The organism is Caballeronia sp. SBC1 (assembly GCF_011493005.1).
GTDB lineage: Bacteria > Pseudomonadota > Gammaproteobacteria > Burkholderiales > Burkholderiaceae > Caballeronia.
Window position 1 is genome coordinate 2,579,698 of sequence record NZ_CP049156.1, and the last position, 25,079, is coordinate 2,604,776.

At 60.3% G+C, this 25,079-nt stretch carries 26 protein-coding genes; 12 read left to right on the plus strand and 14 right to left on the minus strand.

What is annotated here, in order from left to right; all coding sequences use genetic code 11:
- Positions 1 to 17: 17 nt before the first annotated feature.
- From SBC1_RS11335 to SBC1_RS11350, 4 genes are all read right to left on the minus strand, one after another.
- A complete protein-coding gene (locus tag SBC1_RS11335) occupies positions 18 to 662 on the minus strand; it encodes a phosphatidylserine decarboxylase (protein WP_165092067.1) in 645 nt (214 codons plus the stop codon).
- Positions 663 to 782: 120 nt separating this feature from the next.
- Complete coding sequence (gene ilvC, locus SBC1_RS11340; RefSeq protein ID WP_031360656.1) at positions 783 to 1,799, minus strand: ketol-acid reductoisomerase; 1,017 nt, start codon at positions 1,797 to 1,799, stop codon at positions 783 to 785.
- Between the two features lie 84 nt (positions 1,800 to 1,883).
- Complete coding sequence (gene ilvN, locus SBC1_RS11345; RefSeq protein WP_047844600.1) at positions 1,884 to 2,375, minus strand: acetolactate synthase small subunit; 492 nt, start codon at positions 2,373 to 2,375, stop codon at positions 1,884 to 1,886.
- A 114-nt stretch (positions 2,376 to 2,489) separates the two neighbouring features.
- A complete protein-coding gene (locus SBC1_RS11350; RefSeq protein ID WP_165987633.1) occupies positions 2,490 to 4,253 on the minus strand; it encodes an acetolactate synthase 3 catalytic subunit in 1,764 nt (587 codons plus the stop codon).
- 384 nt (positions 4,254 to 4,637) lie between these two features.
- Between SBC1_RS11350 and SBC1_RS11355 the strand changes: the two genes are divergently transcribed.
- From SBC1_RS11355 to SBC1_RS11370, 4 genes are all read left to right on the plus strand, one after another.
- A complete protein-coding gene (locus SBC1_RS11355) occupies positions 4,638 to 5,201 on the plus strand; it encodes an RNA polymerase sigma factor (protein WP_047844602.1) in 564 nt (187 codons plus the stop codon).
- Positions 5,198 to 5,644: a DUF3619 family protein gene (locus SBC1_RS11360; RefSeq protein ID WP_165092069.1), complete on the plus strand. Its 447-nt coding sequence runs from the start codon at positions 5,198 to 5,200 to the stop codon at positions 5,642 to 5,644. Before SBC1_RS11355 ends, SBC1_RS11360 begins: the two co-directional genes overlap by 4 nt.
- An 18-nt stretch (positions 5,645 to 5,662) precedes the next feature.
- A complete protein-coding gene (locus SBC1_RS11365) occupies positions 5,663 to 6,406 on the plus strand; it encodes a DUF3106 domain-containing protein (protein ID WP_165987635.1) in 744 nt (247 codons plus the stop codon).
- A gap of 81 nt (positions 6,407 to 6,487) precedes the next feature.
- Positions 6,488 to 6,943, plus strand: coding sequence for an RDD family protein (locus SBC1_RS11370; RefSeq protein ID WP_243830281.1), 456 nt, complete (start codon positions 6,488 to 6,490; stop codon positions 6,941 to 6,943).
- A 118-nt stretch (positions 6,944 to 7,061) separates the two neighbouring features.
- On the opposite strand, the gene SBC1_RS11375 is transcribed toward SBC1_RS11370, so the two are convergent.
- Positions 7,062 to 7,775: a class I SAM-dependent methyltransferase gene (locus tag SBC1_RS11375; RefSeq protein WP_165987639.1), complete on the minus strand. Its 714-nt coding sequence runs from the start codon at positions 7,773 to 7,775 to the stop codon at positions 7,062 to 7,064.
- Between the two features lie 574 nt (positions 7,776 to 8,349).
- Here SBC1_RS11375 and SBC1_RS11380 point away from each other — a divergent pair.
- From SBC1_RS11380 to SBC1_RS11405, 6 genes are all read left to right on the plus strand, one after another.
- Positions 8,350 to 9,240 (plus strand): UDP-2,3-diacylglucosamine diphosphatase, encoded by an 891-nt coding sequence (locus SBC1_RS11380; RefSeq protein ID WP_370469625.1) that lies wholly within the window; start codon positions 8,350 to 8,352, stop codon positions 9,238 to 9,240.
- Positions 9,241 to 9,291: 51 nt separating this feature from the next.
- The gene (locus tag SBC1_RS11385) at positions 9,292 to 10,323 is read left to right on the plus strand and encodes a glycosyltransferase family 1 protein (protein ID WP_165092073.1); all 1,032 of its coding nucleotides are present in this window, start codon (positions 9,292 to 9,294) and stop codon (positions 10,321 to 10,323) included.
- Between the two features lie 404 nt (positions 10,324 to 10,727).
- On the plus strand, positions 10,728 to 11,222 hold the full coding sequence (locus SBC1_RS11390; RefSeq protein ID WP_243830282.1) for a diacylglycerol kinase: 495 nt from the start codon (positions 10,728 to 10,730) through the stop codon (positions 11,220 to 11,222).
- Positions 11,223 to 11,431: 209 nt separating this feature from the next.
- The gene (locus tag SBC1_RS11395) at positions 11,432 to 12,148 is read left to right on the plus strand and encodes a TetR/AcrR family transcriptional regulator (RefSeq protein ID WP_165092075.1); all 717 of its coding nucleotides are present in this window, start codon (positions 11,432 to 11,434) and stop codon (positions 12,146 to 12,148) included.
- Positions 12,148 to 12,732: a TIGR00730 family Rossman fold protein gene (locus SBC1_RS11400; RefSeq protein WP_165092076.1), complete on the plus strand. Its 585-nt coding sequence runs from the start codon at positions 12,148 to 12,150 to the stop codon at positions 12,730 to 12,732. The genes SBC1_RS11395 and SBC1_RS11400 overlap by 1 nt, the downstream gene beginning before the upstream one ends.
- Before the next feature lie 34 nt (positions 12,733 to 12,766).
- Complete coding sequence (locus SBC1_RS11405) at positions 12,767 to 13,513, plus strand: SDR family oxidoreductase (protein ID WP_165092077.1); 747 nt, start codon at positions 12,767 to 12,769, stop codon at positions 13,511 to 13,513.
- Positions 13,514 to 13,533: 20 nt separating this feature from the next.
- On the opposite strand, the gene SBC1_RS11410 is transcribed toward SBC1_RS11405, so the two are convergent.
- The 6 genes from SBC1_RS11410 to sugE all read right to left on the minus strand — a co-directional run bounded on the left by SBC1_RS11410 (position 13,534) and on the right by sugE (position 19,446).
- Positions 13,534 to 14,124: a DUF924 family protein gene (locus SBC1_RS11410; protein WP_165092078.1), complete on the minus strand. Its 591-nt coding sequence runs from the start codon at positions 14,122 to 14,124 to the stop codon at positions 13,534 to 13,536.
- Positions 14,124 to 14,855: an alanyl-tRNA editing protein gene (locus tag SBC1_RS11415; protein WP_165092079.1), complete on the minus strand. Its 732-nt coding sequence runs from the start codon at positions 14,853 to 14,855 to the stop codon at positions 14,124 to 14,126. The genes SBC1_RS11410 and SBC1_RS11415 overlap by 1 nt, the downstream gene beginning before the upstream one ends.
- Before the next feature lie 69 nt (positions 14,856 to 14,924).
- Positions 14,925 to 15,335, minus strand: coding sequence for a group II truncated hemoglobin (locus SBC1_RS11420; protein ID WP_165987643.1), 411 nt, complete (start codon positions 15,333 to 15,335; stop codon positions 14,925 to 14,927).
- Between the two features lie 96 nt (positions 15,336 to 15,431).
- A complete protein-coding gene (locus SBC1_RS11425; protein WP_165093271.1) occupies positions 15,432 to 17,936 on the minus strand; it encodes an ABC transporter permease in 2,505 nt (834 codons plus the stop codon).
- 110 nt (positions 17,937 to 18,046) lie between these two features.
- On the minus strand, positions 18,047 to 18,688 hold the full coding sequence (locus SBC1_RS11430) for a DUF4126 domain-containing protein (RefSeq protein WP_165092081.1): 642 nt from the start codon (positions 18,686 to 18,688) through the stop codon (positions 18,047 to 18,049).
- Positions 18,689 to 19,125: 437 nt separating this feature from the next.
- Positions 19,126 to 19,446: a quaternary ammonium compound efflux SMR transporter SugE gene (gene sugE / locus SBC1_RS11435; RefSeq protein ID WP_165092082.1), complete on the minus strand. Its 321-nt coding sequence runs from the start codon at positions 19,444 to 19,446 to the stop codon at positions 19,126 to 19,128.
- Between the two features lie 468 nt (positions 19,447 to 19,914).
- On the opposite strand from sugE, the gene SBC1_RS11440 reads away from it, so the two are divergent.
- Both SBC1_RS11440 and cydB read left to right on the plus strand, forming a co-directional pair.
- Entirely contained in the window at positions 19,915 to 21,378 is a 1,464-nt protein-coding gene (locus SBC1_RS11440) for a cytochrome ubiquinol oxidase subunit I (protein WP_165987645.1), read from the plus strand.
- Positions 21,375 to 22,382, plus strand: coding sequence for a cytochrome d ubiquinol oxidase subunit II (gene cydB / locus SBC1_RS11445; RefSeq protein WP_206365952.1), 1,008 nt, complete (start codon positions 21,375 to 21,377; stop codon positions 22,380 to 22,382). Before SBC1_RS11440 ends, cydB begins: the two co-directional genes overlap by 4 nt.
- 100 nt (positions 22,383 to 22,482) lie before the next feature.
- Here cydB and SBC1_RS11450 read toward each other — a convergent pair whose 3' ends face one another.
- From SBC1_RS11450 to SBC1_RS11460, 3 genes are all read right to left on the minus strand, one after another.
- Entirely contained in the window at positions 22,483 to 22,959 is a 477-nt protein-coding gene (locus SBC1_RS11450) for a hypothetical protein (protein ID WP_165092084.1), read from the minus strand.
- Between the two features lie 28 nt (positions 22,960 to 22,987).
- On the minus strand, positions 22,988 to 23,551 hold the full coding sequence (locus tag SBC1_RS11455) for a peroxiredoxin (protein ID WP_165987647.1): 564 nt from the start codon (positions 23,549 to 23,551) through the stop codon (positions 22,988 to 22,990).
- A 126-nt stretch (positions 23,552 to 23,677) separates the two neighbouring features.
- Positions 23,678 to 24,940 (minus strand): EAL and HDOD domain-containing protein, encoded by a 1,263-nt coding sequence (locus SBC1_RS11460; protein WP_165093276.1) that lies wholly within the window; start codon positions 24,938 to 24,940, stop codon positions 23,678 to 23,680.
- Positions 24,941 to 25,079 lie beyond the last annotated feature (139 nt).

Consider the following 25,079-nt stretch of genomic DNA (forward strand, 5'->3'; position numbering starts at 1 on the left):
CGCTTTACTTGTACTGATTACTCTGCGAACTCGGCAAGAATGGTGGACGAGGCCGACACTTTCTCGCCAATCGCCACCCGCGGACGGCTGCCCACCGGCAAATACACGTCGACCCGCGAACCGAAGCGGATAAAGCCATAACGCTGGCCACGGTTAAGCGGCTCGCCCACGTGGACATAGCACAAAATGCGCCGTGCAATCAGTCCGGCGATCTGCACCGAGGTCACTGTATGCCCCGCCGCGGTCTGGATCACGATTGCATTGCGTTCGTTCTCGGTCGAGGCTTTGTCGACGGCGGCGTTGAGGTACGAACCTGGGAAGTACTCGACCTTGCTGATCGCGCCATCGACTGGCGAGCGCTGGGAGTGGACATTGAACACGTTCATGAACACGCTGATCTTCAGCGCTTCGCGGCCCGCGTACGGGTCGTGCGCCGTTTCCACAGCGACTACACGGCCGTCTGCGGGACACAACACGGCGTTCGCCTGAACGGGAATCGGCCGGGCCGGGTCACGGAAAAACTGGACGACGAAGATCGTCAATAGCCAGAACGGCCAGGCAAAACCAAAGCCGCCGATGGCCTGGATCAACACGGCAATGACAGCCGCAATGGCAATAAACGGCCAGCCTTCACGCGCGATGATCGGATGTGGATAGTTCATGAACGAGTTCTATGTTTTTAGTAAAACCGTAGGATAGCAAAAGCCGTCCGGCACCAAGCGACACCGGACGGCTTGCGGTCTTCACTAGGACCGGCCAATGAGGCCGGTCGTTCAGCTTTTTTAGTTCTTCGACTGGTCGACGAGCTTGTTTGCCGCGATCCACGGCATCATGGCGCGCAATTTTGCGCCCACCGTTTCGATCTGGTGCTCAGCCGTCAGGCGGCGGCGCGATTGCAGCGTCGGCGCGCCGGCCTTGTTCTCGATAATGAAGCTCTTTGCGTACTCGCCCGTCTGGATGTCCGTCAGCACTTGCTTCATTGCCTTCTTCGTTTCCGACGTCACGATCTTCGGACCTGTCACATATTCGCCGTATTCGGCGTTGTTCGAGATCGAGTAGTTCATGTTGGCGATGCCGCCTTCATAGATCAGGTCGACGATCAGCTTCAGTTCGTGCAGGCATTCGAAGTACGCCATTTCCGGCGCGTAACCCGCTTCTACCAGCGTTTCGAAGCCAGCCTTGATCAGGTCGACCGTACCGCCGCACAGCACAGCTTGCTCGCCGAACAAGTCAGTTTCCGTTTCTTCGCGGAAGTTCGTTTCGATAATGCCAGCACGGCCGCCGCCGTTAGCTGCTGCATACGACAATGCCACGTCACGTGCTGCGCCCGACTTGTCTTGTGCCACGGCGATCAGGTGGGGAACGCCGCCGCCCTGGGAGTACGTGCTGCGAACCGTGTGGCCCGGCGCCTTCGGGGCGATCATGATCACGTCGAGGTCGGCACGCGGGATAACCTGGCCGTAATGCACGTTGAAACCGTGCGCGAATGCCAGTGCAGCGCCTTCCTTGGCGTTGTCGTGCACTTCGTTCTTGTAGACTTCAGCAATCTGCTCGTCCGGCAGCAGCATCATGACCACGTCAGCGCCCTTCACGGCTTCAGCCACTTCCTTGACCTTCAGGCCGGCCTTCTCAGCCTTGCTCCACGATGCGCCGTTCTTGCGCAGACCGACCGTCACGTTCACGCCGCTTTCCTTCAGGTTCAGCGCGTGTGCATGGCCTTGCGAGCCATAACCGATGATCGTGACTTGCTTGCCCTTGATGAGGGAAAGGTCGGCGTCTTTGTCGTAGAAAACTTTCATGGTGGTTCCTTTTACCTGTAATTAATAAGCTAGGTTTAACTTGTGAATTGGGTGCTAAATAACGTGCGCTTTGTTCAGCCGCTCTCAGACCTTCAGGATTCGCTCGCCCCGGCCAATGCCGGAGCTGCCTGTGCGCACGGTCTCGAGAATCGCCGTTGCGTCCAGCCCCTGAATAAATGCGTCGAGCTTGTCGCTCGCGCCCGTCAGTTCCATCGTGTAGCTTTTTTCGGTGACGTCAATGATGCGGCCGCGGAAGATGTCCGCCATCCGTTTCATCTCTTCCCGTTCCTTACCGACCGCTCTCACCTTGATCAGCATCAGCTCGCGCTCAATGTGGGCGCCCTCTGTCAGGTCGACCACTTTCACCACCTCGATCAGGCGGTTCAGGTGCTTTGTGATCTGTTCGATCACGTCATCCGAGCCAATGGAAACGATGGTCAGCCGGGACAGCGAACTGTCTTCGGTCGGCGCCACCGTCAAGGTTTCAATGTTGTAGCCACGCGCTGAAAAGAGCCCGACGACGCGCGATAACGCGCCCGGTTCGTTTTCCAGCAGCACGGAAATAATGTGTCTCATGATATTCGCGTTCCTGATTTATCCAGTTGAATAGCGTGTTCCCGCAAAACCCGCGCGCCACGATCGTCTTTTGTGAAGACGGGCGCGCGCGAGCCGCGCTTGGGAAAACAGCCGTTATAGATCTTCCGATCCGAGCAGCATTTCCGTGATGCCCTTGCCTGCCTGGACCATCGGAAATACGTTTTCGGTGGGATCTGTCTGGAAGTCGAGGAACACCGTGCGATCCTTCAGGCGCAGTGCTTCTTTCAGCGCCGGTTCAACATCGCGCGTGTGCTCGATACGCATGCCCACGTGACCATAAGCCTCAGCCAGCTTCACGAAGTCAGGCAGCGCGTCCATGTACGAACTGGAGTAGCGCTTCTTGTATTCGATCTGCTGCCACTGGCGAACCATGCCGAGATAGCGGTTGTTGAGCGAGATGATCTTGATCGGCGTGTTGTACTGCTTGCACGTCGACAATTCCTGGATGCACATCTGGATCGAGCCTTCGCCCGTGATGCACAAGACCTCGTCGTCCGGGTGCGCCATTTTCACGCCCATGGCCGCCGGCAGGCCGAAGCCCATCGTGCCGAGACCACCCGAATTGATCCATCTACGCGGCTTGTTGAAGCGGTAGAACTGCGCTGCCCACATTTGATGCTGGCCAACGTCCGAACAGACGAAGGCTTCGCCGTCGGTCAGTTCCCACGCCTTTTCAACCACGTACTGCGGCTTGATGATCTCGCTTTCGCGGTCGAACTTGAGGCAGTCCTTCGAACGCCATGCCTCGATGTCCTTCCACCAGTCGGCGAGCGCCGCCGTGTCCGGACCATGCTCGGCCGTCTGCAACTGCTCGATCAATTCCTTCAGCACTTCCTTCACGTCGCCAACAATGGGGATGTCGACTTTCACGCGCTTGGAAATGGATGACGGATCGATGTCGATGTGAATGATCTTCTTCGCATGCGACGCGAAATGTTCAGGATCGCCGATCACTCGGTCATCGAAACGCGCGCCGATCGCGATCAGCACGTCGCAGTGCTGCATGGCCATGTTGGCTTCGTACGTGCCGTGCATGCCGAGCATGCCGAGGAATTTCTTGTTGTCCGCACGATAACCGCCAAGACCCATCAGCGTATTCGTCACCGGATAACCGAGCAGGTCGGCGAACTGGTTCAGTTCGCGCGCCGCATTCGCCAGGATGATGCCGCCGCCCGTATAAATGTACGGACGCTTCGCCGAGAGCAACAGCTGCACGGCCTTGCGGATCTGGCCCGAATGGCCTTTGGTAACCGGATTGTACGAACGCAGCGAGACCGACTTGATCGGTTCGTACTTGCACGGCGTCTTCGACACGTCTTTCGGAATGTCGATCAGCACCGGGCCGGGACGTCCCGTACGGGCGATATAAAACGCTTTCTTGACGGTCGCGGCGAGGTCGCGCACGTCTTTAACGAGGAAGTTGTGTTTGACGCAGGGACGCGTGATGCCGACCGTGTCGCACTCCTGGAACGCATCCTGGCCGATTGCCGCGGTAGGAACCTGGCCGCTGATGATGACAAGCGGAATGGAATCCATGTAGGCAGTGGCAATACCGGTCACCGCATTGGTGACGCCGGGGCCTGAGGTCACGAGGCACACGCCAACATTACCTGTAGAGCGCGCGTAGGCGTCGGCGGCATGAACCGCGGCCTGTTCGTGGCGCACGAGGATGTGCTGGATCTCGTCCTGCTTGTACAACTCGTCGTAGATATAGAGTACCGAGCCGCCGGGATAGCCCCAAATAAACTCGACTTTCTCGTCAGCGAGCGCGCGCATGAGCACGGTGCCGCCGATGGATTCAGCTTCGAGGGGGGGAGTCGTATCCGACGTGGAGAATTCCGCGCTGGGCATATTCATACATTCACCTTTCGAATTTTCGGCAAAAAATTGATTGGGTGCTCTCTGCCGGGCTTATGGCTCGGGTTCAAGCGGCGCGTCTAAATGGGAAGCGGGCTTCTTGGGCTCGCCTCAAAGAGACAGTTCACTTTATGATGCGAGTCGGAAACAATAGCCCGAGGCAATAAAGCTCGTCAAGGAAAAACTGCACAATACCCCCTGAAGTGCACCAGAATCGAGCCCTAAAGGCTCGGATTTATCTGAAATACTGAAGAAAACTCTTTGTTTCAGGCTGTAACGGCGGCGCATTTCCTCGCTGTTCACTCAAAAGTTTGCTAGCATCCGCAGGTTTTAAACCTCTCACCAACCCTTATCGACGCACGCTCGTTGCGCCGGGCCTCACGGATGGCATCAGACAAGGAACTCGCCGATTTTCTGGCGGGCGTCGAAAGACGCGCGTTTAAGCAGACGGTGTACACCGTACGCGACGACGATGCGGCGCTCGACATCGTTCAGGATGCGATGATCAAGCTCGCCGAAAAATACGGCGACCGGCCTCCGCCCGAATTGCCCCTTTTGTTTCAGCGTATCCTGCAGAATGCAACGCACGACTATTTCCGGCGCCAAAAGGTCCGCAATACGTGGGTAAGCCTGTTCTCCTCGTTCGGCAACGCCGACGACGACGAATTCGACCCCCTGGAGACCTTCGAATCGCAGGACGGGACGGTCGGTGCGGAAAGCAGCGAGAGTCGGCTCGAGCGCGAACAGGTGCTCAATCTGATCGACGCGGAGATCCAAAAACTACCAGCACGTCAACGGGAAGCGTTTCTCATGCGTTACTGGGAGGATATGGATGTCGCCGAAACCGCCGCTGCAATGGGCTGCTCTGAAGGCAGCGTAAAAACACATTGCTCGCGGGCCACGCACGCGCTGGCACACGCGCTGAAGGCGAAAGGAATCACGCTATGAGCAACGCTCTCGATCAAAAGGAAACCGAGTTCGCGCTGAAGGTACGCCGCGCGCTCGACGAAAACATCAATTCGCTGCCTGCCGCCTCGCTCGACAAGCTGGCGGCGGCTCGCCGGACGGCGATCGCGCGCAAGAAACCGGAAAAAGTCGCCGTAGCGGCGCCGGTTTTTGCGCCTTCGCTAGCCGGGGCGGGCGCGGCCGGCTCAGGCTCTCTGGGTGGCGCCGGGTCCGGCCACGCGGGTAAACGCGGCCGCTTCTCGCGCCTCGCACTGGCATGGCCGCTGCTCGCACTCGTGATCGGATTGGCTGGCATCGCTTATTGGGAGGACCAGCAGCGCACCGCGGAACTCGCCGATATCGACGCCGCCATGCTCAGCGACAATCTCCCGCTCGACGCTTATCTCGACCACGGTTTCAACGCGTACCTGACGCGCAATCATTAAGACCGCAGGAGTCATCGGGTGAGTTACAAGCGCGGCCTCGCGATTGTCTTTGGATGCGCAATTGCGGGACTTGTCGCGTTTGCCGCCACGTATCCGCGTTTCTACTCGTCCGCTTCGGCGGTGTCCGTGGCTGCCGCCCCGGTCGGGGCGAGCGCGGGAGAAGTCTTGTCACCGCTTTCTGCGCTCTCCTCCCCGCCAAGTCCCATGGCCTGGGCCAAGCTCACCGACGCTCAAAGGGTCGCGCTCGCGCCGTTTGCTTCGGAGTGGGATCAGTTCAGTGAAGAACGTAAGCGGAATTGGATCAAGATAGCGTCGCGATATAAGAAGATGTCGCCAGATGCGCAAAAACGCCTGCATGAACGAATGACCGAATGGGTCCACATGACGCCGGACCAGCGAAAGGTCGCCCGCGAAAATTATCAGGTTTCGAAGTCCGTCCCTGTCGAGAAACGGGAACGCGCCTGGGATGCTTATCAAAAGCTCCCGGAAGATCAGAAGAAAAAGCTCGCCGCAACCGAGCGCCCTCGTCGACCGACCGTTGTCAGCGCGCCACCCTCCGGCAAAACCGAAGTCAAGGATATCGACCGGTTGATGACCGCGCGGGAACATGCGCGTGCTTCCGAGGCTGTGGGTGAAATGGCGGCGTCGGGTTCACACGCCGCGCCAGCCGCCCCCGCTATTCCCAGCGCCGCCAGCTTTGTACCGGCTACCCCGATTCCAGTTTCGCCGCAGCAGGCGCCGTCCGTTTTCAACGGGTCATAGCCGAAAGTGAGCGCCTCCTCTTTGGAATCCGTCGACTCTCCCCGATTCATCGCGCCCCGGCTGCGTCGCCGGCTGGCCACGATGCTCTACGAAGGCGTGATCTTGTTCGGGATCGTTTTTATCGCCGGGTACTTGTTCAGCACGCTCACCCAGCAACGCAACGGGCTCACCCACCACAATATTTTGATGGCATGGATCGGGTTCGTGCTCGCGGTTTATTTCGTCTACTTCTGGACTCATGGCGGGCAGACCCTGCCCATGAAAACCTGGCGGCTGAAAGTGGTCAATGCGCACGGAACGCCGGTTTCGACTGCGCGCGCCATCGCACGGTATGTGTTCGCATGGTTGTGGTTCTTGCCGCCCCTGGCGTTGCATCCGCTGCTCAAGCTTTCGGTTCCGGCCACGCTTGTAGTGACCACCGTGTGGATCGTGCTCTGGGCAGCAGCGGTATGGCTCGATCCGGCACGGCAGTTTTTGCATGACCGACTGGCCGGAACGCGGATCGTGGGCGTAGGCCCGACCCCACCCACGGTTTGATCCAGCCTCCGCCATGCTGAACCGCCGCGGATCACGGTAAAACAAAATATCTCAGGCATCCGAAGCGTCAGTTCAGCGCTGAAATCCAGCCTTCTCTCTGGTCCTGCTTTTGCTGGTCTCAGTTCAGCCAGTCTGGATCTTCCTTCAGCGCCATATGCAGGTTGTCGTTGAAGTGATGGATCCGATAACCCAATCCCGCAAACATCGTCTGCAATGATCGTCGCGTATAGAGCGTGATATGGCCGTTGCGAGGCGCGATGTACCAGTTGTCCATTCCCCGCGGCGACACGTGATCGATCGTCAAAGTAGAAAACAACAATACCCCACGCCCGTTCAGCAGTCCGAGCGCTTCCTGAACCGTCGCCAGCGGTTCGGGCGTGTGCTCCAACACCTCGAACGCGCTGATGAAATCGAATGAGCCGGACGGTGCAACCGCTTCTTCGTCCATCGGGTCCCAACTGTGTCCGTCAACCCCGCCCACGCGCAATAACGACGTCAGCTTGCCGTTGCCGCCGCCATAGTCGAGACACCGCAGCCCGTGGCCTTTCTTGATGAAATCGAGAATGAAAGCGGCATTGCCCGCGGGCCGTGAATCAATGTAGTCAGGGTCGACCAGCACGTAATCGTCGTTATAAATGTGCTGCAGGTAGTCGGCCTTGCTCCAGTGATCAAACGACGTTGTGAATATGAGTCCGCAAGCATCACATCGGTGGTAATAGACCGGCACGCCAGTGAGCGGCAGATAGCGTCCGCGCCGCTCTTCGCAACTCTTGTTGAAGTCGGTGACGCCGTAGAGAGGCGCCGGTTCGTTGCACACTTTGCACATCAGCATTCGAACGACCGGCCCAACTGTTCCACTATGTGTTTGCATAGGATTCCAACGTAAATCCGAAGTATAGGCGATGCCAACACGGCAGACGGCGCGTACGCGTTCAACCAGGCAACGTCCTTTTGCCGCGATGGAGTACATCCGGGTAGCTGCGGTCCATGCAGGATCGGCTCGCTTGCGGCTTCGGTCCGCCTGACCGTGGCTTCGCTGCGTGCACTTCCCTCGGTTTATTCCAACCTCGGCACGCATGGTACGACACGTCCGCTAGCGCACAAGATAGCGGCTGGCAAGCCTCGCGCAATGTGATAGAACGCGAGCGTCGGCGAGGCTCATTGCATCTACTCAGGATGCGTCCCACAAACCTCATCATGGAGCCGCCAATCCCGGAGGTTTTCTCGTTTTTCGCCGCCGACGTACCCGCCACGCAACACTTAGTAATAAGAAGTTTTCGTGACTGTCATGGCTTCGTCACGTCGGCGTGGCGCAATGGCCGCACTGCAACCCGTTGCGCGTGCCCATGGCCACTAAATCGTCTGCGAGTCACCTCCTAGGCATCACCCTCCGCGATGCCGAAGCCATCGCGTTCCGCAACGACGTCGCGCCGCCACCGCCTCCTTCTGACGCCACCGGCGCCAGCCTCACTCCCCAAAGCATTTCCGAGCCCCCCTCCCGCCACGACGACGAACCAGCCGACCATCGCTACCGCACTATCTGGCTGTCCGATATCCATCTCGGCTCCGGCGGCTGCCAGGCGAACTATCTCCTCGATTTTCTCCGCCATAACGATTCCGAGTACTTGTACCTGGTTGGCGACATCATCGACGGATGGCAACTGCGCAAGGGCTGGTTCTGGCCGCAAGCGCACAACGACGTGATCCAGAAAGTGCTGCGCAAAGCCCGCAAAGGCACGCAGGTGGTCTACATTCCGGGCAATCACGACGAAGCCGCGCGTCAGTTCTGCGATCTGGCTTTCGGCGACATCCACGTACGCAGCGAAGCCTTCCACACCACGCTCGCGGGCAAGCGCCTGTGGATCGTGCACGGCGATCTCTTCGACGGTGTCATCCAGCACGCCAAGTGGCTCGCTTATCTCGGCGACACGCTCTACACGCTGATCCTGTTGCTCAACCGCTGGTTCAACCGGGTGCGCAGCCGCTTCGGCCTGAACTACTGGTCGCTGTCGCAATACCTCAAGCATCAGGTCAAGAACGCGGTGAACTTCATCTCGAAGTTCGAACACGTGATGACCGATGAAGCGCGCCGCCGCGGCTGCGACGGCGTTGTCTGCGGCCACATTCATAAAGCTGAAATCCGCGATATCGACGGTGTCCTGTACTGCAACGATGGGGACTGGGTCGAGAGCCTGTCCGCGCTTGTCGAGACATTCGAAGGCGAGTTGAAGATCATCTACTGGACCGTCCTGCGCTCTCCCGAACAACATTCGCAAAAGGCCGGGGCAACTGCCTGAGCATCTGCTTGAGCAACGTCCTGAGCGCTTTCACATATCCGAGGCCATCGAATGAAAATCATGATCGTTACCGACGCATGGGAACCGCAAGTCAACGGCGTCGTGCGCACATTGAAAAGCACCAGCCGCGAACTGATTGCGCTGGGACATCGCGTTGAATTGCTGACGCCGCTCGAATTCAGGACCATCGCCTGCCCGACTTATCCCGAGATTCGCCTGTCGCTGCTGCCGCGCCGCCGTGTCGCGCAACGCATAGAGGAGTTTGCGCCGGATGCGCTGCATATCGCGACGGAAGGTCCGCTCGGCATGGCCGCGCGCTCGTTCGCCTTGCGCAACAAACTCCCCTTTACGACCGCGTATCACACGCGCTTTCCTGAATACGTGCAGGCACGGTTTCACATTCCGCTCGCTGCAACCTACAAGTTTTTGCACTGGTTCCACAAGCCTTCGCAAGCGGTCATGGCGCCCACACCGGTTGTGAAAAACGACCTCGAAAAGTTTGGTTTCACGAACGTGGTGCTGTGGACACGCGGCGTTGATCTGGATATCTTTCAACCGATGGACTCGAAGGTTCTGAACACGACGCGGCCCATTTTTCTGTATGTCGGACGCGTTGCGGTCGAGAAGAATGTCGAGGCTTTCCTGAAGCTCGATCTGCCCGGGTCGAAGTGGGTCGCGGGCGAGGGACCGGCGCTTGCCGAACTGAAATCGCGCTATCCGAAGGCGAATTATCTGGGCGTGCTGTCGCAGGCGGAACTGGCGAAGGTCTACGCGGCTGCTGATGTATTCGTGTTCCCGAGCCGCACCGATACCTTCGGTCTCGTGCTGCTCGAAGCAATGGCATGCGGTACGCCGGTCGCGGCTTACCCGGTGACGGGCCCGATCGATGTGCTCGGCACTGATGGTCCGGGTGCGCTCGACGAAGATCTGCGCGAAGCGTGTTTGCGAGCACTGAAGATTGAACGCGCCGATGCCCGTGCGTGGGCGGAGAAGTTCTCGTGGCGGGCGGCATCGGAGCAATTCGCGTCGAATCTGAAACCGCTTGCGACTCGCGGCGCGACGCAGAAGGAAGCAACGGCGTAATCTGGCTTTCGCGAGGGCAGCGGCATGATTGAATCCGCGTTGCTCTCGGCGTAAGGTGGCGGGTGTCAAAACGCGGTGCGCGGTTCGGGACGGTTTGAGACTGTTCACATGGATCGATACCCACCGGCCAAAGAAGGCAACAATGCGATGTGACCCGCCTCTTCTGTAACAAGCCGTCAGCGGACTCGCGTTTGGTGGCTTCTGCATAGCGGTCGCCCGGGAATTCATCGGCGAGTCATGACTCATGAGTCATGAGTCATCCGCGAGTCACCCCCGCCCCGCGGACTGGCTTCGAGCTTGACTCGAAGAGTGCGTCGGAGCGTACGTCAGTACAACCACAGCAAGTTTCAAAGAAGCGCAATGTGAAAGCCAAACCTGCAGTGCAAGCGAAATCCCTGCTCTTGATCCACCGGGAACCCTTCAGCAACGAAGACGACGACATCGAGGGCTCGCAGCATCCGGCCGAACCCTTGAGCGCCGACGATCCGCTCGCTCCGTTGCCGTTCAATCCCTACAAGGGCAACCGCGGACTGACCCGCGCCTGGCACGCGATGAAAAACTCGCTGAACGGCTTTCGCGTGGCGATCCGCGAAGAAAGTGCGTTCCGCCAGGAGCTGACGCTCGCCGCCATCCTGGTGCCGTGCGGTATCCTCGTGCCGGTCTCGCCGGTTGAACGGGCAGCGCTGCTCGCGTCCGTGCTGCTGGTGCTGATGGTGGAATTGCTTAACTCGAGCGTGGAAGCGGCAATAGACCGGATTTCGCTGGAGCGGCACGAACTGTCCAAACGGGCGAAGGATTTCGGCAGCGCGGCGGTCATGGTCGCCCTGCTGGTGTGCGTGCTTACATGGGGCCTGATAGTCGGACCGCTGCTGTGGCAATGGGCCCTCATGCTGTTTTAAACGCGCTCAATCACACATAAGCACACTTAAGCGCGTTGCGGCGGTTCGCCGACGCCCCCACGCGGACCCCGCCCTCTATCCAGCCGTTTATAATCGTCCGATATTCAAGATACCCACCGATTCCGGGTTCGTGACGCCGTTGCTCAGGCTGTCACGCAGGCCACCTCAGGCCGCCCTCACCCGGAGCCGGTCAACCAGGTCCGGACGACATGGAAGCCAAACCTCCCCGCCGCACCCGTGAACGGATTCTCGAACTATCGCTGAAGCTGTTCAACGATATTGGGGAACCGAACGTTACGACGACCACCATCGCCGAAGAGATGGAAATCAGTCCAGGTAACCTGTACTACCATTTCCGCAACAAAGACGACATCATCAACAGCATCTTCGCGCAATTCGAACAGCTGATCGAAAAACGGCTGCGCTTCCCCGAAGACCATCGTCCGACGATTGACGAGATGTGGTCGTACCTGCAGTACATGGCGGATTTCCTGTGGCAGTACCGGTTTTTATATCGCGACCTGAACGACTTGCTCGCACGAAACCGCACGCTGGAAACGCATTTCAAACAGATCATCACCCACAAGGTCAACTTCGCGCAGCAACTGTGCGACGCACTGGTCGCCGATCACGAAATGGTCGCGACACCCGCGGAAATCAAGGTGATCGCGACCAACATGGGAGTGATCGCAACGTACTGGCTGTCGTACCAGTTCGTCATGAACCCGCGCAAATACAACGAGCAGGAAACCATCCGCGCGGAATTGCATCAAGCGAGCCTGCATATCATCTCGGTGATGGCGCCGTATCTTCGCGGGCGATCGCGGCAGATTTTCGACGACCTCGTGTCGGGGAAAATGCCGGAACGCGTCTTTGCCGATTACCGCGCGCCGAAGGAAGACGGCGCCCCTAAGGAACCTATTTAATGAAAGCAGTCTGCGTATATTGCGGCTCCGCCAATGGAGCCAGACCGGTCTATGCCGAAGCGGCAAAAGCGTTCGGCCGGGCGTTGGTGGAAGCGGATCTCGCGCTGGTCTACGGCGGCGGGAGCGTCGGGCTGATGGGCATCATCGCCGATGAAGTCTTGGAGCTTGGTGGCCGCGCCATTGGGGTGATTCCCGAATTGCTGATGAACAAGGAAGTCGGCCATAAAGGTCTGACGGATCTGCATGTTGTGCCCGACATGCATCAGCGCAAGAAGAAAATGGCCGATCTCTCCGATGCGTTTGTATCGATGCCCGGTGGCGTCGGCACGTTCGAAGAGCTGTTCGAGACCTACACGTGGGCTCAGCTCAAGTATCACGAGAAGCCGGTCGCATTGCTGAATGTGGACGGGTATTACGATCCGCTGCTCGCCATGCTGCGCCATACCGTGGAAGAAGGATTCATGCGCGCCCCGTATCTCGACATGCTGCAAGTCAACGCCGATCCCGTGAAGCTGATCGAATCGCTCAAGGCGTATAAGCCGCCGCTGGTCGACCGCTGGCCCGAGAAACGCGACGCTGTTTGATATCTGGTTTGATACTGAAGCGGAGAACCTGACGATGTCGAAGGTAGTGTTGATCACGGGCGGCAGCCGCGGAATCGGCCGTGCCGCCGCGTTGCTATGCGCGGCGCGTGGCTGGTCGATCGGGGTGAACTACGCGACCAACCGCAACGCCGCCGATGAAACCGTTGCCCGTGTGGAAGCCGCCGGTGGCCGCGCGATCGCGATCCAGGGCGATGTCTGCGAAGAAGCCGACGTGATTGCCCTATTCGATGCAACGGTGCGCGCATTCGGCCCGATCGATGGTTTCGTGAACAATGCGGGCATTGTCGCACCCGGTTCCGCGCTCGCCGACATGGACGTCGCGCGCATGAAACGCGTGTTCGATACCAACGTGCTCGGCGCGTATCTCGGCGCGCGTGAAGCGGCTCGCCGCATGTCAACAAAACGCGGTGGACGCGGTGGATCGATCGTCAATGTGTCGTCGGCGGCCGCGCGGTTGGGGTCGCCGAACGAGTACGTGGATTACGCAGGTTCGAAAGGCGCTGTCGATACCTTGACGATCGGCCTCGCGAAAGAACTCGGCCCGGAAGGCGTGCGCGTGAATGCCGTGCGGCCCGGTTTGATCGATACCGAGATTCACGCGAGCGGTGGCAAGCCTGATCGCGCGGCGCAGTTGGGCGCGCTCGCGCCGCTGGGGCGGCCCGGCACGGCGGATGAAGTGGCGGAATCGATTGTGTGGCTGTTATCGGATGCGTCGGCGTATGTGACCGGCGCATTGCTCGACGTGGCGGGCGGCCGATAAAACGGTGAAACGCTGGAACGCTAGAAGCCGCCCTTCTTCTTGAGCCACGCGCGTTCTTCGGTCGTTGTCTCGCGACCGAGAATATCGTTACGATGCGGAAAGCGGCCAAACCGCTCGATCACTTCAGCATGACGGAGCGCGTATTTCAGCCCGTCTTCAACGTCCTTGTCGCCGGTTTCATCGAAGAGCGCCTGGTGCAAACGCACGGCTTCGCGCTGGCTCGCCAGCGTCTCGTCGTGCTCGAACGGCATGGTCACGAACACGCGATGATGAATCGTCGGCAACGTGAGCTCGTCGCCCGTATCGACCAGCGTACGAGCCAGCTTTAGCGCTTCGGCGTCACCGGCGAATGCACGCGGCATGTTGCGAAAACAATTGCGAGTGAACTGGTCGAGCAACACGATCAACGCCAGCGCACCGAGCGGTGTAGCAGACCACGATGCAAGCCGACCTTCCAATGCATCATCGAGCAGAGCGCCGAAACGCTTGTGAAGCATGGCGTCGAACGCCGCGTCCTTCTTGAACCAGAGCTTGCGCGCGTGGCCGTACTCCGCCGAATCCGGCGCACCGAACCAAACATCGAGCACCGCTTGAGCGCGTGCGTCGAGCATCACGCAAACTCGATCACGAGACGCCGCGTGCGTGCACTTTTCTTCTCCACCTTCGCTATGCGCAGCTCACCGATCTCACCCGTATTGCGCACATGTGTACCGCCGCACGGTTGCAGATCGATACCCTCAATGCGCAGCAAACGCACACGCCCCATGCCAACGGGCGGCTTCACGCTCATCGTGCGTACAAGTTCGGGACGCTCTTCCATTTCCTGATCGGTGATCCACTCGGTCGCCACCGGATGCGCGCCGCCAATCAGCTCACGCAAGCGCGTTTCCAGTTCCTCGCGTTCGATCGGTTCGACCGTCGCAAAGTCCATGCGCGCGTAGCCGCTTGTGATGCTGCAACCATCGACGGGATATGGCAGCGCCGCGCACAGCAGATGCGTGGCCGTATGCAGGCGCATGTGCCGGTAACGCCGATCCCAATCGATCTCGGCTGTCACCCGATCGCCCACTTTCAGCTTCGCGAGCAGCGCTTCCTGATCCGGTGCGGGCACGTGGACGGCGTCATCGGGCGTCGCGCCTTCGAACTTGGCCTTGCGGGTATCGGCTATTTCGATGCGGCTTCCGTCCGCCAGTGTCAGCGATCCGGCATCGCCAGCCTGACCGCCGCCCAGCGGATAAAACACGGTTTGATCGAGATGAATACCAAGCTCGTCGATAGCCGTCACCAACGCCTCGCAGCGCGTCAAATAGGCGTCTTCGCGGAACAACGCGCGTGTGCTCATGGGGGAGTCTCCTGGTCTGTCGCCGGCTGAAAATGAACCCGTATTATGCCGATGCGCCGCTAAGCCTCATTAGCCCGGGCGGTTGCGCATCCAGTCGGCGGTATCGAAGAAGGACGTGAGAAGGCGTTCGCGCAAGGGTGTGTCCAATCCGATGTCTTCCATTGCCCACGCCATGCAGCGCAACCATTGATCCCGTTCCGGCGATGCAATCGCGAAGTTCATATGGCGAGCCCGCAAGCGCGGATGCCCGAAGCGGCTGATGTAATGGTCCGGCCCGCCCATCCAGCCGCACAGGAACCAGAAGAACTTATCGCGGGAATTCTCGAGCGTGGGAGGATGCAACGCGCGTAAAGCCGCGAAGTCCGGTTCAAGATCCATCAGGTCGTAGAACCGGTCGACGAGTGCACGCACCCGCTCCTCGCCGCCAACAAGTTCAAAGGCCGTGGGTTGCGGCGCTTGTTCAGTATTTGCTTCGGTCATGCGTGTTCTTCAGGGTTATGGGGACATGGCGCAATGAGCGCTATGGGGTTCTTCTCGTGGGTAACCGGCGGCGCCCGTGCATTATCAGGGTATCGGTCAGGCATCCCGCAACGATTGCAGCGCGGGCCGCGACAACACGCGGCGCAGGCTTATCCAGCCACCCACACCCGAACACACGACACCCGCCGCGATGCCCGCGGGCACCAGCCACGGGTTGAAATCGATGTGAAATTCGAACACGTACGTCGCCAGCACCCAGCCGATTCCCTGCGCGCCGAGCGCCGCCATCAGCCCGCTCAACGCGCCCACTGCCACGAACTCCGCAGTTTGCACCGAGCGCACCTGCTTATGCGATGCCCCGAGCGCGCGCAGCAACGCGGACTCGTGCACACGCTCGTCGCGCGTGCCGGCCAGCGCCGCGTACAACACGAGCACGCCCGCCGCGAGCGTGAAGACAAACAGGAACTGCACAGCGCCAATCACCTGCTCCAGCACGCGCTGGATCTGCGCGAGAATCGGCGCGATATCGATAGCGGTCACGCTCGGATATTTGTTGATCAAGCCATCGATCAAACTTTGCTGCCCCGGCGGCAAATGGAAACTCGTGATGAACGTGGCGGGCAGATCGCTGATGGACGGCGGCGGCATCAGCACGAAGAAGTTGACCTTGAACGAATTCCAGTCGACCTTGCGCAGACTCGTGACCGGTCCTTCCACCTGCATGCCGGCGACGTCGAAACGCAGTGTGTCGCCGAGCTTCACGTGGATGATCTTCGCGAGCCCCTCTTCTATCGATACCTGCGCCTTCGCGTCCGTGCCGTACCAGTCGCCGCCGACCACGCGGTTATCGCTGGGTAATTCGGTGGTGTACGAGAGGTTGAACTCTCGGTCCACCAGGCGCTTTGCGTCGGCCTTCTTGTAGTTGTCGGGACTGACCGGCTTGCCGTTCACGGCGATCAGGCGACCGCGCACCATTGGCGACAACACCGCGTCACCCTGGCCATGTTGTGAGAGGTAATCGGTGACGCCGGCACGCTGGTCTGGCTGGACATCGATGAGAAATTCGTTCGGTGCGTCAGGCGGCGTCGATTGCCGCCAGCCCGCGATCAGGTCGCTGCGTGTCATTGCGATGAGGAGCAGGCACATCAGGCCAATGCCAAGCGCCGTGATCTGCAGCGCGCTCGCGCCGCTGCGCCGTTCCAGCGACGCCAGAGCGTACCGCCAGCCCACTCCCGCCCCCACGCGTTCGCTGCGCACAAACCGAGCGGCTGCCCAGAGCGCCACGCGCGCAATGCCGCCAAACACGACCAGACCGCCCGCGAATCCGCCCGCCACGATCCCGCCCAGTTTCCATTCGCCCGCCGCGAGCACGAGCAGGCCGGCGAACAGCAGCACGCCCACGCCGTAAGCGATCCACGCTACCCGGCCGGCATCGCCTAGCTCCCGGCGAATCACGTGAACCGGCGGCACGCGCGTAAGCGGCAACAACGGCGGCACGGCGAAACCGAGCAGCAGCACCAGTCCGGTCGCGATGCCCTGCAGCGCGGGCCAGACGCTGGGCGCTGGCAATTCGACATCCACGAGCGTTCCGAGCCAGTCCAGCAGTACCAGATGCCCTCCGAAGCCGAGCACGACACCCACCGCGCTGCCAAGCAGCCCAACAGCCAAGAATTCGCCGATAAACAAAGCTCGCAGCGTCCCTTGGCTCACGCCGAGGCAGCGCATCGCGGCACAGCCGTCCAGATGCCGGCGCGCAAAGCGGTGCGAGGCCATCGCAATGGCAACCGCCGCGAGCAGCGCGGTGAGCAGCGAGACGAGCGTGAGGAAATGACTGGCGCGGTCGATGGTCTGACGCACTTGCGGCTGGCCGTCCTGCAACGATTCGAGCGCGACGCCGCGCAGCTTGCCATCGTCCACTTTTGCGTGGGCGAACGCGGCGAACTGCTCGACCTGCGCGTCCGGTCCCGCCACCAGCAGCCGATAGGTCACGCGGCTGCCAAAGGTGACGAGGCCGGTGGACGCGAGTTCATCGGCACGCATCATCAGGCGCGGCGAAAAGCTGACGAACGAGAAACCGCGATCGAGTTCGCGTGTGATGACCGCCGCCACCTTGAACGCGCGGGTACCGACGCGAACGGTACCGCCGACGGGCACTTTCAGCGCATCGAGCAACGCGGGGTCGATCCAGACGGTACCAGGCGCGGGGATGGAGGTGGCGGGTCTGCCGGGTTGATCCACGGCGGTCGCAATGCGCACCGCTCCGCGCAGCGGATACCCGGGCGAAACAGCCTTCAACGCCGCCAGGCGAGCAACAGGCGGGGCGGATGCATTTCCCGAAACACCCGCGCTGATCATGCTGGGGAAGATCGCGGTGGTCGCGGTCTCGAGCTTGAGTTGAGCCGCTTGCGCGGCGAATGCGGGATCGACCGGATGATCGGCGCGTACGACGAAATCCGCAGCAATCATCTGCCGCGCATCCCGCTCCAGCCCCTGGCGCATCCGGTCACCGAGAAATCCGACGCTCGCGAGCGCGGCAACCGCCAGCACGAGCGCGAGGATGAGCATGGTCAACTCGCCCGCGCGCCAGTCGCGCGCAGTCATTCGCAGCGACTGGCGCGCGATCTGCGTGAAGCTCAGTCCTTGCCGCTTTGAATCCTGCTTGGAATCTTGCTCCGAATCCCGCTTCAACTTGCCGCCCAGGCTACTCGTACTCAATCGTGCTTGCTCCTGAACCGGCCGACGCCCGGATTCACACGTGCACTGACGCTCGGCACCATATGCTTGGCCATCCGCCCAAAGCCGCCGCGCACGCCTCTTACGAGCCGTGGCAATGCCCAGCCGGCACACAACAGAAACGCGATGATCAGGACGAGGCATAGCAGCGGCACGAACAACGCGAGCGTAATGCCCAGCAACGCGCCGAAATCCTCGGTCGCCGATGCCACCCAGTTCGACACCGGTTCCGGCGATAAATTGATCAGCGCACGCGTGCCAGCTTTCGCCAGATGCGCGGCACCCGCGAGCGTGCCGCCCGCGAGTGCGGCCACGGTCAGCAGCGCCGGATCGGCATGGCCGAACGCGCCGACGGCCAGCACCGCGCCGGCAGGAATGCGAATGAAGGTATGGATGGCGTCCCAGAGGGAATCGAAGGCGGGGATTTTATCGGCGAAAAACTCGACCACCGCGAGCGCTGCAGCGACGCCGATCACCCACGGAGAACCCAGCACCGCGAGGGTGTCAGGTAGATGAACCAGTCCCATGCGCTCGAACAGCCCCGCGACGAAGACCGTCAGGTACAGTCGCAGCCCGCTGGCCCACGAAAGACCCGCTGCCAGCGAAAGTGCTTCAAGCATGACCGTCTCCTTGCGCGCTGCTCGCCCCGCTCCCGAGCGCCGGGCAGACTCCGGCGCCCCTGGCTGCGAATGCCTGACCCGTCGCTCAAAACGCCCAACGGGCTGGGGATAAATGGATGCGGCCCGGTTTTGACCCGGCCCACCTTATTCTGGCGCTGTTCCGGATTCATGTGACCAAACTCAGGCCGCCGAACCCGGTGAATTTTTCAAGACAACTGAAAGTCATTATAGCCACGCGTTGCCCGTTGATGCATCGCGCCATATATGGACGTGTTCAGCATCCAACGGTCCTGATTCCGCCCTTAATCGCGAAACCACAACGCACACGCCCTCTGCACTCTTTAACGGTCATTTTTACGATCCCTTTAATGGGCCGAGTTATGAGCTGAGAACGGGGCCGCGACAAAAGGCCGCTCCAGTGCGCTAAGCCGGCATTTTTAATGCCCCGACGATAGTTTCAATCCGATCAACCCAACCACAATCAATCCAGCACTAGCGACTCGCGCGACCGTCAGCGCTTCGCCCAGCATGACGATTCCGAACACGAACGCTCCCACCGCGCCGATACCCGTCCACACGGCGTATGCCGTACCCAGCGGCAACTGGCGCATCGCCATTGCGAGCAGCACGAAGCTGCCGACTGCTGTAACCAGCGTGAACACCGACGGCCAGAGCCGTGTGAAACCTTCGGAGGTTTTGAGACCCGCGGCCCACGCCACTTCAAGCAGGCCGGCGATCAACAATAAAAACCAAGACATGGAAACTCCCGTCGAAAAAACGGGGCCGTCCCCGATGTGACTGAGGCGCGCAAGGTCGTCCATGCGGCACGTAATAGAAGTGTAATTATATCGATAGTACGAATGGGGCACTTGTCTGCCGAAGAATTCACCGGCATTCGAGCCGATATCAGCCCCTGTTACATCGCTTTTCGCGCCAGAGCATAAGAAATAAGAAGAAATATGAAAAGCTGAAATAACCCGCAGCGGCCTTGCTGCGAACGCCTTTATGCGCCGCGCTAATCCGTTCGAGCAGTGAATGCATCCTCGAATGACAACACGAAATAAAAACGTCCTTTCACAAAAACCTGCTTTAATCTAAACCAGTACGCAGCGATCGATGCATGAACCACCGCCGCAACAGTCACGACACAACGCATATTCGGGCGTTCGGACATGATTGGCGCGCCGTTGAATCAACCCATTTGAAACTTCTCGCGCGGAGTGTTCATGGAGTTCGATGCCGTTTTGCTATCGCGTTTCCAGTTTGCCTGGGTAATTGCGTTTCACATCCTGTTGCCGGCTTTCACGGTCGGGTTATCGTGTTTCATTGCAACGCTCGAATTGCTCTGGTGGATAAGCAAGCGGGACGTGTACAGGCGGCTTTCTGCGTTCTGGCTGAAGATATTCGCGGTTTCATTCGGCATGGGCGTGGTGTCGGGAATCGTGATGCCGTTCCAGTTCGGCACCAACTGGAGCCGGTTCACCGATGCCACCTCCAGCGTGATTGGCCCGCTAATGGGTTACGAGGTACTGACCGCGTTCTTTCTCGAAGCCGCGTTCCTCGGCGTCCTGCTGTTTGGGCGCAAGCTCGTGCCGCAATGGGCGCACGTGCTGGCAGCTGTTTTTGTCGCATCGGGGACGGTGATTTCGTCGTTCTGGATTCTCGCGGTGAATAGCTGGATGCAGACGCCGGCCGGCTACAAGATCCTTCCCGACGGCCGCTTCGAAGTGACGAGTTTCTTCGACGCCATCTTTACGCCCTCCTTCCCTTACCGCCTCGGCCATACGGTCAGCGCCTTCCTGGTGACGGCCGCGTTCGTGATTCTCGGCGTTGGCGCACTTTATTTGCGGCAGCGTCGCGCGCTCGAGGAAAGCCGCGTGATGACCAAGATGGCGCTGATCTTTCTTGTGATCATGGTGCCGGTGCAGATGGTTATCGGCGATGCGCACGGTCTGAACACGCTCAAACATCAGCCGGCCAAAATCGCCGCAATGGAAGGTCTGTGGAACACCGGTTCGCGTGTACCCGCCGCCATCTTCGCAATCCCCGACCAGGCCAACGAGCGCAACGATTTCGAAATATCGATACCGGTGCTCGGCAGCATTTACCTCACGCACGATCCGAACGGCACGGTGCAGGGCCTGAAGGACTTCCCGCGTGAGGACAGGCCGAACGTGGCGGTGGTGTTCTTCGCGTTCCGGATCATGGTCGGTATTGCGTTGCTGATGTTCGCGCTGGTGCTCTCGGGCATTGTTCTGTTCGCACGCGGCAAGCTCGAGGCAAGTCCGCGATGGCTTCGTTGCGCCACGTATGGCATGCCGCTCGGGTTTATCGCCGTGCTGGCGGGATGGACGACGACCGAAGCCGGCCGCCAGCCTTGGACCGTGTATGGACTGATGCGCACCCGCGACTCGGTCACGCCGTCGCTGACAGCTGGCGATGTCGGGCTCTCGTGGCTGCTCTACGTGCTCGCGTATATCGTGATCTTCGGCTCGGGATTTATCCTGCTGCGACGGCTCGTGCGAATCGGCCCCGCCGACGAACACGCCGAGACCGACAGCGACCTCCTGCAACCGGAAACACGCGCGGCGCGGCCGTTATCGGCGGCGTCGGCGAGTGCAGCGAGCGGTGCAAGTGCGGTCAAACCCGTCGGCCGGGACGACGTCGTTCCCCCTTCCAGGAGATCATGATGCTCGACCTCGTACCAATGTGGGCCGCCATCCTGGCGCTCGCGGTATTCATGTACGTGCTGCTCGATGGCTTCGATCTCGGCGTGGGCATGGTGTTCCTGATGCGCCGCGATCCCGTTGAACGCCAATTGATGATCAACTCGGTCGCCCCCGTCTGGGACTTCAACGAAACCTGGCTGATCCTTGGCGGCGGCGGTTTGCTCGCGGTCTTTCCGCTTGCGTTCGCGATCATCGTGCCGGCGGTTTATTTTCCGATCCTGCTGATGCTGCTCGGCTTGATCTTTCGCGGCGTGGCGTTTGAATTCCGCGAGGTTGTCGGCGCGCGCAAATGGATATGGGATGGCGCGTTCGGTTATGGCTCGCTGATCGCAACGTTCTCGCAGGGCGTGGTGCTCGGCATGTTCATGCAGGGCTTTCCGATTCACGGACGCGTGTTTTCCGGCACGAGCTGGGACTGGTTTGCACCGTTCCCGCTGCTGACAGGTGTCGGGCTGATTTTCGGCTACGCGCTGCAGGGCACGACGTGGCTCGTGCTGAAGACCGAAGGCGAGCTGCAGGAATGGGCACGTGGCATGGCGAAGAAAGTGCTGTTCGGCGTGGTCGCGTTTATCTTGCTGATCAGTATCTGGACGCCGCTGAAGGACGCGCGCATCTCGGAACGCTGGTTCAGCTTCCCGAACAGCTTCGTGTTCGCGCCGGTGCCGGTGCTGACGGTGCTGCTAGTTTGGACGTTGTGGTCGGCGCTCGAGAAACGCAAGGAAGTGGTGCCGTTCATGTGCTCGATCGGATTGTTCTTCCTGGCCTTCACAGGTCTTGTGATCAGCCTTTGGCCTTTCATCGCGCCTCCGTCGGTGACGTTGTGGGATGCGTCCACAACACCTCTTTCGCAGCAGTTCTTGTTGATCGGCACAATGTTCCTGTTACCCGTTATCGTGCTTTATGTGGTGTGGTCGTATTGGGTATTTCGAGGCAAGGTGCGCGGCGACATGGGCTATCACATGTAGCGGACCCGCGCCCTGGAATGCCCCCGGATACTGCCGACTCAGCTATGGGCCATCCGGACACCCTGGGGTCCCTGAAGCGTTGGAGCGAACAACAAATCCGTCACAACGTCTGGGCGGCAGCCCTGTCCAAAATCCGGCACCACTTGTGCGCCTCGCGCCGGTTTTGCATCGGCAGATTCCAGCGCGGCTGCGTCGTGTCCTTCACATTCAGCGCCACCTGCCAGGCACCCGATGTGCCCGCGCCCGCGGCCTCCATCCGTGCGCCATGCAGGTCCGCAAAAATATACATGCCGACCTGACCGCCTACCCGCACCTCGCACAACCGCTTGGCCGCGGCGAGCCGCACGCCGCCCCAATCCCGCTTGAGTTCATGCGTCCAGTCGCCATCGTGAACATTCGGTGCGACTTCCTTCCACCGCAGCCAGAAATACACAGCAATGCTCACCACCGCCAGCGCCGCGATCACCGCCGCGCCAATCGCAACACTCACGCCGAACGCCGCCGATAACGCGTGAAACGACCAGAACGCACCGTAGATCACGGCAACCAGGACAACAAGCGCAACAATAATCGGCATCGGTCAAAACCTTACAAGGCTGGTTACGTTATTGGGTCTTGTGCTTTTCGTTCCAGTCTTTCAACGCCTGCAGCGTGTTCGCCACATGCTTGTCCGGCGACAGGCTCGTATATTCATAGATCACGGTACCGTCCGGCGCAATCACGTACGACACGCGGTTGGCCATGGTATTGACCAGCGGCATGGTCGCATCGTATTGCTTGATGATCTTCGCATCGGCGTCGGCGGCGACCGGGAATTTGCTCCGGCATTCGCTCACCGAAAACTTCTTCAACGTGTCAATGTTGTCGTGCGACACACCAATCACCGTGGCACCCAGGGCTTTGTATTGATCGACGGCGTCGGCGAATTCGTGCGCCTCGATCGTGCAACCCTTCGTGAACGCAGCCGGATAGAAGTACAGGACCACGGGCCCCTTCTTCAACTCGCTCGCGAGCGAGTACTCGTACACGTTGCCGCCAAGCGATGCCTGCGCTGTGAACACCGGCGCATGATCGCCGGGCTTGAGGGTTGCATAAGCCACCAGCGCGTACACCGCAAGCGCGGCGCCCAGCGACACTCCCAGCATTCTTCCAGCAAATTTTCGTTTCATGAGACTCCTCTATTTTCGTGACGCGCGCACGACAGGACGAACAACGCCCCCCGAACACCCCGGGGACAACCGATTAACGCAGCAAACGCAATACCTACCAATACATGCCGCAGTACATTTCGATACCTACTCCACCCGATGCGCACCGAACCATGTGGCCGCCTCGAACTGGAGATCGGCAAGCACCTCCGGCGTCAACACCTTGAAATCCACGCTTGAGCCAATGCTCGAATCGAGCTCCGGCGCATCGCCTCTTTCCGCGGCCTGCGAGAGGCGCAGGAGCGCACCGAGCGGACCTTGGCCATCGACGATCGCAGCGCACATTTCTTTCGACAACTTCAGCAAATCCATGATCTCGGCCGGAGGCAAATCGACCACCACATGCACGAGCGAAAAGATGCCGGTCATGAAGGCGGCATCGGCGAACTCCTCGCTCGATGGCGACATGGCACGCGCCGACAGTTCCATGAAGCGTGCCCGTGTCCCGACCAGTTGCACCAGCGGGTCCGAACGCCACGGCAAGTGGCGGCCATCGGCGTAGAGCAGCAACTGGGTCCAGCGCGAAATCTGCCGTGTACCCGTCGCGACAATCGCCTCGCGCAACGACGACACCGGCCGGCTCAGTTTGAACGCGCTCGAATTGGCGAGCCGTAACAACTGCACGACCACGTTCGGATTGAGCTTCAGCTCGGCCTCGAGTTCGCTGATATCGGGCTCGCCCGACAGCACGCCCAAAAGACGCAGCAGTGCTGCGCGCGATGGATTCGAGCGGCGGGTGACCAGCACTTGCGGACGGGCGAAAAAGTAACCCTGGAAGAGGTCGAAGCCGAGCTTGCGGGCTTCTTCGAAGTCCTGGTGCGTTTCGATCTTTTCTGCGATCAACGTCTTGCCATGTTGCTTGAGCGTTGCCGCCAGTTCCGGCAGATCGGCGCGCCGCGTGGCGAGGAAGTCAACCTTCACGTAATCCACGTAAGGCAACGCCTGGTGCAGGGGTTCGGTGAGCGACACGACGTCGTCGAGGGCGAACTGGAAGCCCGCTGCACGCAACTGGGCGCAGCGCGTGAAAAGCTTGTCGTCGAAGGTGACTGTTTCCAGAATCTCGAGCACGAAACGCTCGGGCGGCATGATGTGGACGATGTCGTCGAACAGCAGGTCGCGGTTCATGTTCACGAAGCCGCGGTGATCGCCAAGCACCGCCGACAAACCGATCTCGCCAACCGTTCGCGCGACAACGTGGGCAGTGGCCTGCACGTCGTCGAAAATGCGCGCGCGGTTGTCCGGGCTATCGCGAAACAACAGTTCGTAAGCATGCAGCGCGCCGTTGCGATCGATGATCGGCTGACGGCCGAGATAGACGCTTTCCGGTTCGCGAAGAACGGGGCCGGTCATCTTCTCGCCGGTCTTCGCCGCGAGATTGTCCGCGGCGTTGTGCGCCGCGCGGCGGGTCGAGTTCCGATCAACCGGCGGCATGAATGGACCTGCTGCGGGACCTGTTGCGGGACTTGCTCCGTGCACGCGGCACCAGCAA

What these genes read in the sequence shown, in the direction of transcription:
- SBC1_RS11335 (WP_165092067.1), bottom strand. Translation starts at nt 662, where the DNA reads ATGAACTATCCACATCCGATCATCGCGCGTGAAGGCTGGCCGTTTATT.
- ilvC (WP_031360656.1), bottom strand. Translation starts at nt 1,799, where the DNA reads ATGAAAGTTTTCTACGACAAAGACGCCGACCTTTCCCTCATCAAGGGC.
- ilvN (WP_047844600.1), bottom strand. Translation starts at nt 2,375, where the DNA reads ATGAGACACATTATTTCCGTGCTGCTGGAAAACGAACCGGGCGCGTTA.
- SBC1_RS11350 (WP_165987633.1), bottom strand. Translation starts at nt 4,253, where the DNA reads ATGAATATGCCCAGCGCGGAATTCTCCACGTCGGATACGACTCCCCCC.
- SBC1_RS11355 (WP_047844602.1), top strand. Translation starts at nt 4,638, where the DNA reads ATGGCATCAGACAAGGAACTCGCCGATTTTCTGGCGGGCGTCGAAAGA.
- SBC1_RS11360 (WP_165092069.1), top strand. Translation starts at nt 5,198, where the DNA reads ATGAGCAACGCTCTCGATCAAAAGGAAACCGAGTTCGCGCTGAAGGTA.
- SBC1_RS11370 (WP_243830281.1), top strand. Translation starts at nt 6,488, where the DNA reads ATGCTCTACGAAGGCGTGATCTTGTTCGGGATCGTTTTTATCGCCGGG.
- SBC1_RS11375 (WP_165987639.1), bottom strand. Translation starts at nt 7,775, where the DNA reads ATGCTGATGTGCAAAGTGTGCAACGAACCGGCGCCTCTCTACGGCGTC.
- SBC1_RS11385 (WP_165092073.1), top strand. Translation starts at nt 9,292, where the DNA reads ATGAAAATCATGATCGTTACCGACGCATGGGAACCGCAAGTCAACGGC.
- SBC1_RS11395 (WP_165092075.1), top strand. Translation starts at nt 11,432, where the DNA reads ATGGAAGCCAAACCTCCCCGCCGCACCCGTGAACGGATTCTCGAACTA.
- SBC1_RS11400 (WP_165092076.1), top strand. Translation starts at nt 12,148, where the DNA reads ATGAAAGCAGTCTGCGTATATTGCGGCTCCGCCAATGGAGCCAGACCG.
- SBC1_RS11405 (WP_165092077.1), top strand. Translation starts at nt 12,767, where the DNA reads ATGTCGAAGGTAGTGTTGATCACGGGCGGCAGCCGCGGAATCGGCCGT.
- SBC1_RS11410 (WP_165092078.1), bottom strand. Translation starts at nt 14,124, where the DNA reads ATGCTCGACGCACGCGCTCAAGCGGTGCTCGATGTTTGGTTCGGTGCG.
- SBC1_RS11415 (WP_165092079.1), bottom strand. Translation starts at nt 14,855, where the DNA reads ATGAGCACACGCGCGTTGTTCCGCGAAGACGCCTATTTGACGCGCTGC.
- SBC1_RS11420 (WP_165987643.1), bottom strand. Translation starts at nt 15,335, where the DNA reads ATGACCGAAGCAAATACTGAACAAGCGCCGCAACCCACGGCCTTTGAA.
- SBC1_RS11425 (WP_165093271.1), bottom strand. Translation starts at nt 17,936, where the DNA reads ATGACTGCGCGCGACTGGCGCGCGGGCGAGTTGACCATGCTCATCCTC.
- SBC1_RS11430 (WP_165092081.1), bottom strand. Translation starts at nt 18,688, where the DNA reads ATGCTTGAAGCACTTTCGCTGGCAGCGGGTCTTTCGTGGGCCAGCGGG.
- sugE (WP_165092082.1), bottom strand. Translation starts at nt 19,446, where the DNA reads ATGTCTTGGTTTTTATTGTTGATCGCCGGCCTGCTTGAAGTGGCGTGG.
- SBC1_RS11440 (WP_165987645.1), top strand. Translation starts at nt 19,915, where the DNA reads ATGGAGTTCGATGCCGTTTTGCTATCGCGTTTCCAGTTTGCCTGGGTA.
- cydB (WP_206365952.1), top strand. Translation starts at nt 21,375, where the DNA reads ATGATGCTCGACCTCGTACCAATGTGGGCCGCCATCCTGGCGCTCGCG.
- SBC1_RS11450 (WP_165092084.1), bottom strand. Translation starts at nt 22,959, where the DNA reads ATGCCGATTATTGTTGCGCTTGTTGTCCTGGTTGCCGTGATCTACGGT.
- SBC1_RS11455 (WP_165987647.1), bottom strand. Translation starts at nt 23,551, where the DNA reads ATGAAACGAAAATTTGCTGGAAGAATGCTGGGAGTGTCGCTGGGCGCC.
- SBC1_RS11460 (WP_165093276.1), bottom strand. Translation starts at nt 24,940, where the DNA reads ATGACCGGCCCCGTTCTTCGCGAACCGGAAAGCGTCTATCTCGGCCGT.